The sequence below is a fragment of the Micromonospora yongxingensis genome (assembly GCF_052601155.1).
In genome coordinates, this window is the sequence record NZ_JBQXEO010000002.1 from 388,587 (window position 1) to 400,421 (window position 11,835).

At 71.7% G+C, this 11,835-nt stretch carries 12 protein-coding genes; 6 read left to right on the forward strand and 6 right to left on the reverse strand.

Annotated elements, in window-relative coordinates:
- Positions 1–148: 148 nt before the first annotated feature.
- From dapF to ACTWLT_RS05005, 3 genes are read right to left on the reverse strand one after another with little or no spacing between them, the layout of a single operon-like run.
- Entirely contained in the window at positions 149–1,000 is an 852-nt protein-coding gene (gene dapF, locus ACTWLT_RS04995; RefSeq protein ID WP_445317313.1) for a diaminopimelate epimerase, read from the reverse strand.
- A 7-nt stretch (positions 1,001–1,007) separates the two neighbouring features.
- Positions 1,008–1,940 (reverse strand): tRNA (adenosine(37)-N6)-dimethylallyltransferase MiaA, encoded by a 933-nt coding sequence (gene miaA, locus ACTWLT_RS05000; RefSeq protein WP_445317314.1) that lies wholly within the window; start codon positions 1,938–1,940, stop codon positions 1,008–1,010.
- Complete coding sequence (locus tag ACTWLT_RS05005) at positions 1,937–2,701, reverse strand: class III extradiol dioxygenase subunit B-like domain-containing protein (RefSeq protein WP_445317315.1); 765 nt, start codon at positions 2,699–2,701, stop codon at positions 1,937–1,939. The genes miaA and ACTWLT_RS05005 overlap by 4 nt, the downstream gene beginning before the upstream one ends.
- 150 nt (positions 2,702–2,851) lie before the next feature.
- On the opposite strand from ACTWLT_RS05005, the gene ACTWLT_RS05010 reads away from it, so the two are divergent.
- Positions 2,852–4,060, forward strand: a complete 1,209-nt coding sequence (locus ACTWLT_RS05010) for a DUF349 domain-containing protein (protein ID WP_445317316.1) — start codon at positions 2,852–2,854, stop codon at positions 4,058–4,060.
- A 563-nt stretch (positions 4,061–4,623) separates the two neighbouring features.
- On the opposite strand, the gene miaB is transcribed toward ACTWLT_RS05010, so the two are convergent.
- The gene (miaB, locus tag ACTWLT_RS05015; protein ID WP_252416584.1) at positions 4,624–6,141 is read right to left on the reverse strand and encodes a tRNA (N6-isopentenyl adenosine(37)-C2)-methylthiotransferase MiaB; all 1,518 of its coding nucleotides are present in this window, start codon (positions 6,139–6,141) and stop codon (positions 4,624–4,626) included.
- Between the two features lie 56 nt (positions 6,142–6,197).
- Between miaB and ACTWLT_RS05020 the strand changes: the two genes are divergently transcribed.
- Positions 6,198–6,452 (forward strand): DUF2277 family protein, encoded by a 255-nt coding sequence (locus tag ACTWLT_RS05020; protein ID WP_445317317.1) that lies wholly within the window; start codon positions 6,198–6,200, stop codon positions 6,450–6,452.
- Positions 6,453–6,484: 32 nt separating this feature from the next.
- On the opposite strand, the gene ACTWLT_RS05025 is transcribed toward ACTWLT_RS05020, so the two are convergent.
- Entirely contained in the window at positions 6,485–6,964 is a 480-nt protein-coding gene (locus ACTWLT_RS05025) for a hypothetical protein (RefSeq protein WP_445317318.1), read from the reverse strand.
- 236 nt (positions 6,965–7,200) lie between these two features.
- Positions 7,201–8,190, reverse strand: coding sequence for a selenide, water dikinase SelD (gene selD, locus ACTWLT_RS05030; RefSeq protein ID WP_445317319.1), 990 nt, complete (start codon positions 8,188–8,190; stop codon positions 7,201–7,203).
- 194 nt (positions 8,191–8,384) lie between these two features.
- On the opposite strand from selD, the gene ACTWLT_RS05035 reads away from it, so the two are divergent.
- Genes ACTWLT_RS05035 through ACTWLT_RS05050 form a run of 4 tightly spaced genes read left to right on the forward strand, consistent with a single transcriptional unit; the run spans position 8,385 to position 11,791 of the window.
- On the forward strand, positions 8,385–9,140 hold the full coding sequence (locus tag ACTWLT_RS05035; RefSeq protein WP_252416588.1) for an amino acid ABC transporter ATP-binding protein: 756 nt from the start codon (positions 8,385–8,387) through the stop codon (positions 9,138–9,140).
- Positions 9,141–9,197: 57 nt separating this feature from the next.
- Positions 9,198–10,076 carry a glutamate ABC transporter substrate-binding protein gene (locus ACTWLT_RS05040; RefSeq protein WP_252416589.1) on the forward strand — a complete coding sequence of 293 codons (879 nt, stop codon included), beginning with the start codon at positions 9,198–9,200 and terminating at the stop codon, positions 10,074–10,076.
- 42 nt (positions 10,077–10,118) lie between these two features.
- Positions 10,119–10,826, forward strand: coding sequence for an amino acid ABC transporter permease (locus ACTWLT_RS05045; protein ID WP_252416590.1), 708 nt, complete (start codon positions 10,119–10,121; stop codon positions 10,824–10,826).
- Positions 10,823–11,791, forward strand: coding sequence for an amino acid ABC transporter permease (locus ACTWLT_RS05050; RefSeq protein ID WP_445317320.1), 969 nt, complete (start codon positions 10,823–10,825; stop codon positions 11,789–11,791). Before ACTWLT_RS05045 ends, ACTWLT_RS05050 begins: the two co-directional genes overlap by 4 nt.
- The last annotated feature ends 44 nt before the right edge of the window (positions 11,792–11,835 follow it).

Genomic DNA, 11,835 nt, shown 5'->3' on the forward strand with positions numbered 1-11,835 from the left:
CCGGAAGGGGTCGTCTCCCTCGCTTTGCTCTGCTTCAACCACCGCAACACCCGGTGTCCGGTAATCGGACATCGGGTGTTGCGCGGGGTGAAGCAGAGCAAAGGGCGACTGACGACCGACGGCAGCCGGAGATGCGGACCGCTCAGCGTCAGACGGCGGCGGGCAGGGTGGAGAGGTCGACCTCGCCCGTGGTTACCAGGACGGCCGGGCCGGACAGCCAACAGGAGTCGGCCGTGACGGTGACCGTCAGACGGCCGCCGGGGACGTCCACGGCGACCACCCCGGTGTCCCGGCCGGCGTCGCGCAGGGCCACAGCGCCCACTGCGCAGGCACCGGTGCCGCAGGACAACGTCTCGGCGCTGCCGCGCTCGTAGACCCGCATGAGGGTGTGGGTGTCGGTGGCGTCGACCGGGTCGCCCGCCACGATGAACTCCACGTTCACCCCGCTCGGGAAGACCTCCGGGTCGAACCCGGGCGCGGTGGTCAGGTCCAGCGCCGACAGCTCCACACCCAGGGGCAGGACGCAGACGAGGTGCGGGTTGCCGACGTCCACGGCGGTGCCGGGCAGGGTCAGCCCGCCCAGGGTGGCGGTGGCCTCGTCGTACAGCCGGGGGCGGCGCATCTCGACGGAGACGGTGCCGCCCTCGACCAGCGCACGCACGACGCCGGCCCGGGTGGCCACCGGCAGCGCCGCGCCCGTGGGCGTGGCCAGCCCGGTGTCGAGCAGGTAGCGGACGAAGACCCGGGCGCCGTTGCCGCACATCTCGGCGAACGAGCCGTCGGCGTTCCAGTAGTCCATGAACCACTCGGCCTCACCGGCCAGCCCGGCGCCGTCGGGATGCTTGGCCGCGCGGACCACCCGCAGCACACCGTCCGCGCCGATGCCGCGCCGCCGGTCGCAGAGCGCCGCGACCAGCTCCGGGGTCAGGTCGAGCTGACCGTCCGGGTCGGGAAGGAGGACGAAATCGTTGCCGGTGCCGTGGCCCTTGGTGAACTCCACGCCCCCATCATCGCGCAGCGGCCGGCACCAGACGCAGGGCGGCCTCGATCAGGCCCGGCATCGCCGAATCCAGCCAGTGGACCCGAGGGTCGCGCCGGAACCAGGACCGCTGCCGGCGGACGAACCTCCGCGTCGCGCGGACCGTCTCCTCGTGCGCCTGCGCCTCGGTCAGCTCACCCGCGAGCATGCGCAACACCTGCTGGTAGCCGAGCGCCCGGCTGGCCGTCCGCCCCTCGGGCAGACCCCGCCCGACCAGCCCACGGGTCTCGTCCACCAGGCCGTCGGCCCACATCCGGTCGACCCGCAGTGCGATCCGCTCGTCGAGCAGCGCGGTGTCCAGGTCGACCCCGAGCTGCACGGACGGGTAGTACGGCGTCGGCTCCGGCAGCGACGCCGCAAACGGCGCACCGGTGAGCTGGATCACCTCCAGGGCGCGGACGATCCGGCGGCCGTTGCCGGGCAGGATGCTCTCGGCGGCGACCGGGTCGGCGGCGCGCAGCCGCGCGTACAGCGGCGCCGGCCCAACGTCGGCCAGCTCACGTTCCAGCCGCTCGCGCAGCGCCGGGTCGGTGCCGGGGAAGTCGAAGTGCTCCAGCACCGCCCGCACGTACAGCCCCGAGCCGCCCACCAGCAGCGGCACCCGGCCCCGCGACAGGATGTCGTCCACCGCCGCACGGGCCAGCCGCTGGTACTCCGCGACGCTCGCCGGCTCGGTGACCTCCCAGATGTCCAGCAGGTGGTGGGGCACCCCGTCCCGCTCGGCGGGGGTCAGCTTGGCGGTGCCGATGTCCATTCCCCGGTAGAGCTGCATCGAGTCGGCGTTGACCACCTCCCCGTCGAGGGCGTGCGCCAGCGCGATGCTCAGTGCCGACTTGCCCGCGGCCGTCGGGCCGACCACCGCCACGACCGTGCCGACCGGGCGGGGCCCGTCGCCGCTCACGCGCGCTCCCAGGACGCCACGAAGTACGCGACACCGTAGGGAGCGGCGTCGTAGCGCAGCTCGCCGCGCCACGCGCCGGCCGACCGGGCCGCCCCCGCGAGCACCTGCCAGGGCGCCCGACCGGCGGCCTTCAGCTCCGCGGACAGACCCGGGTCGAGCTCCAGCAGGACGTCCACGTCCGCCCCGGCCAGGGCCGCGGCGACCCGCTGGTCGTACGGGTGGGCGCGCGGGTCGTCGTACCCGGGGGACTTCTCGCCCCGGCAGGCCGAGCCGTCCCCGAGCGCCAGCAGTGCCACCCGGGTGCCGGCGGCGTTGACCTCCTCGGCGAGGGTGGCCAGCTCGGCCGGGCCGGCATCGGCGGCCACCTGCACGGCCGTCACCGGCGCCCGCACGCCCTGCCGGGCCAGCAGCCACGCGCCGATGGTCAGGCTCAACGGCAGCACCGCGCCACGATCGGGCTGCCCGGGGGTCAGCGGCACGTCCAGGTCGACGCCCCAGGGCTGGAGGGAGCCGGTGGCCGGGGACGCGATCGGGCCGGTCGCCGGGCCGGCGCCGAGCAGCACCACGGCGTCCGGATCGGCGGCCAACAGCCCTCCGACGGCACTGTCACAGGCCGCCCGCAGGTCGTCCAACTCGGGCGCGGCGGCACCCGCCACCTGGGGCACGAGCAGGGGCGGATGGGGGCAGACGGCGGCGGCGACCAGTGGCACCCGTTCACCGTAGCGGGAATGCCCGGTGCGTCTCCGCGCCGATACGGTCATTCGCGCCCTAGGACACCGTATGGTCACGGTCGGCGATAGGCGCTCGACGCGGACCGGGTCGGACCTGTGACAATGCCGGAAGCAACTTGACTGCGCCGTGGCGGCGGCGGGGGCCAGTTCCCTCGACGCCGGGAGAACGAGGATGGGCACATGAGCGACTGGACTGCCTTCGGACGGGTGGACGCGGACGGCACCGTGTACGTCAAGACCACCGAGGGCGAGCGGGTGGTCGGATCCTGGCAGGCGGGAGCACCGGAGGAGGGCCTGGCGCACTTCGCACGCCGCTTCGCCGACCTGGTGACCGAAGTGGACCTGACCGAGGCGCGGCTCAACTCGGGAGCGGCGGACGCCGGGCATTCGCTGAGCACGATCAAGCGGATCCGCGCCACGCTGCCCGAAGCCCACGTGGTCGGCGACATCGACGCCCTGGCCGCGCGGCTGGACAAGCTGGCCACCCTCGCCGAGGAGAAGGCCGGTGAGGCTCGCGCCGCCCGGGACGCCGCTCGCGGCGAGGCCCTGGCGCGCAAGACCGCGCTGGTCGAGGAGGCCGAGAAGCTCGCCGCCGAGTCGACCGGCTGGAAGACCGCCGGGGACCGGCTCAAGGAGATCCTCGACGAGTGGAAGACCATCCGCGGGGTCGACAAGAAGACCGACGGCGAGCTGTGGAAGCGGTTCGCCGCCGCCCGGGACGGCTTCACCCGGCGCCGCGGCGCCCACTTCGCCTCCCTGGACGCGCAGCGCAAGCAGGCGCAGACGGCCAAGGAGGAGCTGGTCGCCGAGGCGGAGAAGCTCAGCGACTCCACCGAGTGGGCGGCCACCGCCAACCAGCTCAAGGAACTCATGACCCAGTGGAAGGCCGCGCCGCGCGCCTCCAAGGAGGCCGAGCAGAAGCTCTGGGAACGGTTCCGGGCCGCGCAGGACGCCTTCTTCACCCGGCGCAGCGAGGTCTTCTCCGCCCGGGACAACGAGCAGCGCGGCAACCTGGAGCGCAAGCAGGCGCTGCTGGCCGAGGCCGAGGCGCTGGACATCGACGGTGACCCCAAGGGCGCCCAGGCCAAGCTGCGGGACATCCAGGCCCAGTGGCACGAGGCCGGCCGGGTTCCCCGGGAGGCCGCCGCCGGGCTGGAGCGCCGGCTGCGCGCCATCGACGACAAGGTCCGCGAGGTGATGGACTCGGCGTGGCGCCGCACCACCAAGGAGGACAACCCGCTGCTCGCCCAGATGCGGGCGCAGGTGGCGGAGGCGGAGGACCGGCTGGCCCGGGCGCAGAGCGCCGGGGACGCGCGCCGGATCAAGGAGGCCGAGCAGGCCCTCGCCGCCAAGCGGCAGTTCCTCCAGCTCGCCGAGCAGGCCGGCTGAGCTGACGCGTTCCGGAAGCCCTCGGTCCCACCCGGGACCGAGGGCTTCCGCGTGTCCGCTCCCCGCCCCGCCCCGCGCCGCCCCGCGCCGCGCCGCGCCGCGCCCCGCGCAAGATCCGCACAACATCCCCGAAGTTGCTGCCTCAGACGCGCCGGAGGCAGCAACTTCCCTGACGTTGCGTGGATCTTGCGAGCTTGCTGGAACGCGGCCCGCCTTGGAGGCAGGCGCCGTCGCCGGTCATGGTCGTGCTCAATCCCGGATGTAGTGGCCTCGAGACGCCTGGATACCACTACATCCAGGATCGAGCGCGATCTTGCGGGGCAGGGGCAGGGGCCGAGAGCCGGCGACCGGAGGTGCTGGAACGCCACCGTCACCCAGTCCGGCACGACGGTCACGGCCGCCGCCCCGTCCCTGCCGGCGGGCGCGTCGGTCACGGTCGGCTTCACGGCCAACGGCACCGCCACCCCACCCACCGAAGCTCAACGCGACAGCCTGCTGAGCCGGCTCGCCTCGCTCCCCTCGCCCGCCGTCGGTGGCGACGGGCGACGGGGAGGCGCGCCGCGTCAGAGGACGGCGCAGCCGCCGGTGGTGGGTGCGGGCGCGACCGCCGGTGCGCCGATCGTGGGCAGCCCGAGCAACACCCCGGGGGTACGCGGGGAGCGCCCCGCCTCGGCGGCGTCGCCGGCCCGGGTCCGCCGGTGCGACAGCGGCGCACCGTCGGCGTTGAGGTGGTGCGGCGCGGCGTACGTGACGGCGGTGTGCACGATGTCCCCCGGGCGAATCTGGCCGGCCATCGACCCGCCGTCGGCCGCCCCCGTCGCGAAGTGCACGAGCCGACCGTCGCGGGCGCGCCCGGACATCCGGCCGGTCCGCTCGTCCTTGCGGCCCTCACCGACCGCGACCAGCACCTCGACCGTCTCCCCCACCAGGCGCTTGTTCTCCGCCCAGGTGATCTCCTCCACCGTGGCGATCAACCGCTCGTAACGCTCCTGCACGACCTGCTTGGGCAGTTGGCCGTCCATGGTCGCGGCGGGGGTGCCGGGGCGCTTGGAGTACTGGAAGGTGAAGGCCGAGGAGAACCGGGCCTCGCGCACCACGTCCAGGGTGCGCTGGAAGTCGGCCTCGGTCTCGCCGGGGAAACCGACGATGATGTCGGTGGTGATCGCCGCGTCCGGCATCGCCGTGCGGACCTTCTCGATGATCCCCAGGTACCGGTCGGAGCGGTAGGACCGGCGCATCGCCCGGAGCACGTCGTCGGAGCCCGACTGCAACGGCATGTGCAGCGAGTGGCAGACGTTCGGCGTCTCGGCCATCGCGGCGATCACGTCGTCGGTGAAGTCCTTCGGGTGCGGGCTGGTGAACCGGACCCGCTCCAGCCCGTCGATGTCGCCGCAGGCGCGCAGCAGCTTGCCGAAGGCGTACCGGTCGCCGAACTCGACGCCGTACGAGTTGACGTTCTGCCCGAGCAGGGTCACCTCCAGCACACCCTCGTCGACCAGGGCGCGCACCTCCGAGAGGATGTCGCCGGGGCGACGGTCCTTCTCCTTGCCCCGCAGAGAGGGCACGATGCAGAACGTGCAGGTGTTGTTGCAGCCCACCGAGATCGAGACCCAGCCGGCGTACGTGGACTCACGGCGGGTCGGCAGCGTGGACGGGAAGACGTCCAGCGACTCCAGGATCTCCACCTCGGCGGCGGCGTTGTGCCGGGCCCGCTCCAGCAGCACCGGCAGCGCACCGATGTTGTGCGTGCCGAAGACCACGTCGACCCAGGGCGCCTTGCGGACGATCTCGCCGCGGTCCTTCTGGGCCAGGCAGCCACCGACGGCGATCTGCATCCCCGGGTGCTTGTCCTTCACGGGGCGCAGATGACCGAGGTTGCCGTAGAGCCGGTTGTCCGCGTTCTCCCGCACCGCGCAGGTGTTGAAGACCACGACGTCCGCGCTGTCGTCGGCCTGGGGCGCACGCACGTAGCCGGCCTGTTCGAGCAGGCCGGAGATGCGCTCGGAGTCGTGCACGTTCATCTGGCAGCCGTAGGTGCGCACCTGGTAGGTGCGCGCGCTGCCCGCCGCTGCGGTAGTCATGACCAGGACAGCGTATCCGGGTGGGCCGGATCGCCCCGAACCGAGGAGCACACGACATGTGCCGGAGCATCAAGACCCTGCGCGAGCCGTTCACCCCGCAGGTGACCGACGCCGACATGGAGGCGGCGGCGTTGCAGTACGTCCGGAAGATCTCTGGCTTCCGGGCGCCCGCCGCGCACAACGCCGCCGCGTTCGACGCCGCCGTGGCCGCCGTCACCGAGGCGACCCGCACCCTGCTCGACCAGCTCGTGGTGCGGGGTGCCGGGCCGGCCAGCGCGGACCGGCCGGCCACCGCCTCCGGCCGCGCCTGATCGAAGGTCGGCGGGCCGGCCGGACCGGGGGGTCAGGCCGCGGCGAGCGCCGGGGCGACGGTGTCCGGTGCCCAGCGCGAGCGGTGGCACTGCGACCAGCCCCGGCAGCCCGGGTCGGCCAGCGTGCAGAGCCGCTGCCTGCTCAGCACCTCGCCGTCGTCGGTGTCGCGGACGTCGAAGTGCACCGGGCGGACCGTGCCGTCCGGGGTCACGAGCAGGTGCCGGCCGGCGTCGAGTGTGTCGTCGCGCAGCAGGCAGTTGCGGTCCAGCAGCCGCGCCAGCGCGGCGATGCTGGCGTGCTCGGGGAGCCGCTCGGGCACCCCGTAGCAGTCCACCATCGTCGCGAACTCGCCCGGCGCCTGCCAGACGTCGCAGACCACCGCGTACGCCGGCAGCCGCGCCGGGTCGGCCACCGCCAGCGGCATCACCACCCGACCGAGCGCCTCGGCCAGCGCCGGGTAGACCTCCACGGGTCGTACCCGGTCGATTCTCCAGTTCCACAGCTCGGTCATTCCGCCTCCTCGCTGCGTTCGTCCCACCGGCCTCCGGATCGGGCCTTACTGACGATGGTGGGGGGCATTTGACCTCAGCCGGGGGCAAGTTACCGGTCTGTGACCATTCCGGGCAAAATTTCCCTGAGCAGCGTTGCTCGGAGTAGCGGGAAGATGACAGTTTATCGGGTATGGTGCCGCGTCGGCACCACCGGCGCCGCGTGTTCCGGTTCCGGATCGGCGAGGCCACCGTGCGGTCAGCGCAGGACGACCAGGTGCTCGCCGCGGGGCAGCAACTCGCCCACCACGGGCGCTCCCGGCAGCTCACCGGCGACCAACAACCCGCCCGAGGTCTGCGCGTCGGCCAGCAGCAGCCGCTCGCCCTCGTCCGTCGCGCCGAAGTCGGTCCACGGGGTGACCCAGTCCAGGTTGCGCCGGGTGCCGCCGCTGACGTACCCGTCGCGCAGGGCCTCCCGGGCACCGGGCAGGTAGGGCACCCGGGCGGTGTCGATCGCCACCGTGAGCCTGCTGGCCCGAGCCAGCTTCGAGGCGTGCCCGAGCAGGCCGAACCCGGTCACGTCGGTGCCACAGCGGATGCCGGCGGCGACCGCCGCCCGGGCGGCGTCGCGGTTGAGCGCGCTCATCGTGGCCACCGCCTCGGGGAAGCTCTCGCCGGTGGTCTTGTGCCGGGTGTTCAGCACGCCCACCCCGAGCGGCTTGGTCAGCGACAGCGGCACCCCGGCCCGGCCCGCGTCGAGGGTGATCAGCTCCTCCGGCCGGACCGTGCCGGTGACCGCGAGGCCGTACTTCGGGCCGTCGTCGTCCACGCTGTGGCCGCCGGCCAGGTGGCAACCGGCCTCCCGGGCCACGTCCTGGCCGCCGCGCAGCACCTCACGGGCCAACTCCAGCGGCAGCACGTCGCGCGGCCAGCAGAGCAGGTTGAGCGCGACCAGCGGGACGCCGCCCATGGCGTACACGTCGGAGAGTGCGTTGGCGGCGGCGATCCGCCCCCAGTCGTACGCGTCGTCGACCACGGGGGTGAAGAAGTCGGCGGTGCTCACCAGGCCCGTCCGCTCGTCCAGGCGGACCACCGCCGCGTCGTCGCCGTGGTCCAGACCGACCAGCAGCTCGGCGGTGCCGGTGGCCGGGCCGAGACCGGCCACCATGATTTCCAACTCCCCCGGCGGGATCTTGCAGGCGCACCCTCCGCCACGGGCGTAACGGGTCAGCCGAACCGGTTCCGTCATCCGTCCATGATCTCGGCAACAGGGCGCCGACGCCACCGATGCGGCCCGTCGAGTGGCCGGAATCGGACACGCTGCGACGATCGTGACCGGTGTTACCGCTCCGTGACCCGCCGGGTTGCGTTCTGCCACATCACGCCGCCTACAGTGGCCGCACCGGGGGTCAACCGACCCCGATCCGGGAGACGACAGGGACGGTGGACGACGTGACGACGGGCGAACCGCTCATCGTGCTGGACGCGGTCAACAAATGGTTCGGACCGCTGCACGTGCTGGACGACGTCTCGCTGTCGGTGGGTCGGGGCGAGGTGGTCGTGGTGATCGGCCCGTCCGGCTCCGGCAAGTCGACGCTGTGCCGCGCCATCAACCGACTGGAACCGATCAACTCGGGCACCATCACCTTCGACGGCCAGCCGCTGCCGGCCGAGGGCAAGGCCCTCGCCAAGCTGCGCAGCGAGGTGGGCATGGTCTTCCAGTCGTTCAACCTCTTCGCCCATAAGACCATCCTGGAGAACGTCACCCTCGGCCCGATCAAGGTCCGCAAGGAGAAGCCGGCCGCCGCCCGCGAGCGCGGCCTGGCCCTGCTCGACCGGGTCGGCATCGCCAACCAGGCGGACAAGTTCCCGGCCCAGCTCTCCGGCGGTCAGCAGCAGCGGGCGGCCATCGCCCGGGCACTGGCCATGCAGCCCAAGGCGATGCTCTTCGACGAGCCGACCAGCGCGCTGGACCCGGAGATGGTTGGCGAGGTGCTGGACGTGATGACGTCGCTGGCCCGCGAGGGCATGACGATGGTCGTGGTCACCCACGAGATGGGCTTCGCGCGGCACGCCGCGAACCGGGTCATCTTCATGGCCGACGGCCAACTGGTCGAGGACGCCCCGCCGAACGAGTTCTTCGAGAACCCTCGCAGCGAGCGGGCCCGGGACTTCCTCTCCAAGATCCTTACGCACTAGGCGTCCGTAGTGGAGCACGCCGGCCACCGGCGGGCCCCGTTGAAGAAGGAGAAGAGTATGCGTATCAAGCGCGTTGCCGCGGTCGCCGCGGTCGCCGCTCTGGCGCTCGGCCTCACCGCCTGTGGTGGCGACGACGGCGGAGAGGGCACCGGCTCCGGTAGCAAGTCCTTCGCCGCCGGCAGCACCATGGAGAAGCTGAACAAGGCCCAGAAGATCAAGGTCGGCACCAAGTTCGACCAGCCCGGCTTCGGCCAGAAGGGGCTGTCGGGCAAGCCCGAGGGCTTCGACGTCGAGGTCGCGAAGATCATCGTCAAGGAGCTCGGCATCCCCGAGGACAAGATCGAGTGGGTCGAGGCCCCCTCGAAGGTCCGCGAGGACGTGATCGTCAACGGCACGGTGGACTTCGTCGCCGCGACCTACACGATCAACGACAAGCGCAAGGAGCGGATCGCCTTCGCCGGGCCGTACTACGAGGCCGGCCAGAACATCATGGTCAAGAAGGACGAGGCGACCATCACCGGTCCGGACTCCTTCAAGGACGGCACCAAGAAGGTCTGCTCGGTGACCGGCTCGACCCCCGCCGAGACGATCAAGCAGTACGTCAAGGACGTCGGCACCCAGCTGGTGCTCTTCGACACCTACGACAAGTGCCGCGACGCCCTCAAGGGCGGCCAGGTCGACGCCGTCACCACGGACAACGTGATCCTGCTCGGCTACATCGCCAAGGACGAGGCGTCCTTCAAGCTGGCCGGCGCCAACTTCACCAAGGAGCCGTACGGCATCGGTGTGAAGAAGGAGGACGCGGACTTCCGCAGCTTCATCAACGACACGCTGGACAAGGCCGTCGCCGACGGTAGCTGGAAGAAGGCCTGGGACGACACCGCCGGCAAGTTCGGCGCGGAACTGGGCGCGGCTCCGACCATCAACCGCTACTGATCTGACCCCTTCGATCTGGAGGGTGGGGAGGAAAACCGACCCGTGAACGTGCTCATCGACAAGTTCGACGTCTTTGCGGGTGGTTTCTGGCTCACCCTCCAGATCTGCGTACTCGCCGCGATCGGCGCCCTCATCCTGGGCGCCGTCGTGGCGGTGCTCCGGATCTCGCCGGTCCCGCCGCTGCGGGCGGTCGGCACCGGCTACGTGAACGTCTTCCGCAACATGCCGCTGACCGTGGTGATGTTCTTCGCCGCGTTCGGTCTGCCGGCGCTCGGCTCGAACGCGGACTTCCTCCGCGTCCCCGGCCTTGAGGCCATCTTCAGTCGGCTCGACACCGACCTGCCGTACTTCCGCTTCGCGCTGATCGCCCTGGTGCTCTACACCGCGGCGTTCGTCTGCGAGGCGCTGCGCTCGGGCGTCAACGCGGTACCGGCCGGGCAGGCCGAGGCCGCCCGCTCGCTGGGGCTCACCTTCGGCCAGAACCTGCGGTACGTGGTGCTGCCCCAGTCCTGGAAGGCCTCGATCGTGCCGCTCGGTTCGGTGATCATCGCGATGATCAAGAACTCGGCCCTGATCGGCTTCTTCGGTGTCGTCGGCGACCTGTCGGCCACCGCCGACCAGCTCACCGGAGCCGAGGGCTACGCCTTCATCCCGGTCGCCATCGGCATCTCGATCGGCTACCTGATCATGACCGTGCCGCTCGGCGCCCTGCTGGACCGGATCGAGAAGCGACAGGCGGTGGCCCGATGAGTCAGCAGACCGTGCTCTACGACGTACCCGGGCCCCGGCAACGCCGGATCACCCTCGTCAGCAGCCTCGTGGCCACCGTGCTGCTGCTGGTCGGCGCGTACTTCCTGATCTACCGGCCGCTGGACGCCAAGGACCAGTTCTCGATGGAGCTGTGGGGGCCGCTGGTCGACCCCTCCAACGAGAACTTCTCGCTGGTCTGGGACCGGATCGGGCTCGGCCTGAAGAACACCCTCACCGCGGCCGTGCTGGCGATCATCTCCTCGCTGGTGATCGGCACCGCTCTGGCGGTGCTGCGGATCCAGCTCAAGAGCCTGAGCCGGCGCCGGTTCACCGGGCTCGCCACCCCCGTGTCGTACCTGCTGCGCGGGCTGAGCGTCCTGCTGTCGGCGGTCACCCGGGTGTGCGTCGAGGTGTTCCGCGGCCTGCCCGTGGTCATCACCATCTTCTTCGTGGCCCGCGGCTTTCCCGAGTTCGGCATCACCTTCGACACGCTCTGGTACCTGGTCATCGGTCTCACCATCTACAACTCCGTGGTGATCGCCGAGATCCTCCGCTCCGGCATGGAGGGCCTGCCCGGCGGCCAGGGCGAGGCGGCGGCCGCGATCGGCCTCTCCCCGGCGCAGACCACCCGGATGATCCTGCTGCCGCAGGCGTTCCGGATCATGCTGCCGGCGCTGATCAGCCAGCTCGTGGTGGTGCTCAAGGACACCTCGCTCGGCTTCATCATCAGCTACGAGGAGACCCTGAACATCGGCAAGCAGATCATCGGCGCGCTGGGCAACCCGATCCAGGTGTACGTGGTGATCGCCGTGCTGTTCATCGCGGTGAACTACTCGCTGTCGAAGCTGGCCCAGTACGTCCAGCGCCGGCTGTCCCGGGGCCGCAAGACGGCGGCCACCGCGGGACAGACCGCGCCCCCGGCCGCGCTCATGTCGCAGTCCGAGGCCAGCGGAACCGGCATCTGAGCCACGTACGACGAAAGGGCCGACCCGCGTGGGTCGGCCCTTTC

Excerpts from the sequence above, each read along its gene's own strand:
- selD (WP_445317319.1), bottom strand. The coding sequence starts at position 8,190 with ATGACGGAACCGGTTCGGCTGACCCGTTACGCCCGTGGCGGAGGGTGC.
- ACTWLT_RS05050 (WP_445317320.1), top strand. The coding sequence starts at position 10,823 with ATGAGTCAGCAGACCGTGCTCTACGACGTACCCGGGCCCCGGCAACGC.
- ACTWLT_RS05040 (WP_252416589.1), top strand. The coding sequence starts at position 9,198 with ATGCGTATCAAGCGCGTTGCCGCGGTCGCCGCGGTCGCCGCTCTGGCG.
- ACTWLT_RS05020 (WP_445317317.1), top strand. The coding sequence starts at position 6,198 with ATGTGCCGGAGCATCAAGACCCTGCGCGAGCCGTTCACCCCGCAGGTG.
- ACTWLT_RS05025 (WP_445317318.1), bottom strand. The coding sequence starts at position 6,964 with ATGACCGAGCTGTGGAACTGGAGAATCGACCGGGTACGACCCGTGGAG.
- ACTWLT_RS05010 (WP_445317316.1), top strand. The coding sequence starts at position 2,852 with ATGAGCGACTGGACTGCCTTCGGACGGGTGGACGCGGACGGCACCGTG.
- miaB (WP_252416584.1), bottom strand. The coding sequence starts at position 6,141 with ATGACTACCGCAGCGGCGGGCAGCGCGCGCACCTACCAGGTGCGCACC.
- ACTWLT_RS05005 (WP_445317315.1), bottom strand. The coding sequence starts at position 2,701 with ATGACCGTATCGGCGCGGAGACGCACCGGGCATTCCCGCTACGGTGAA.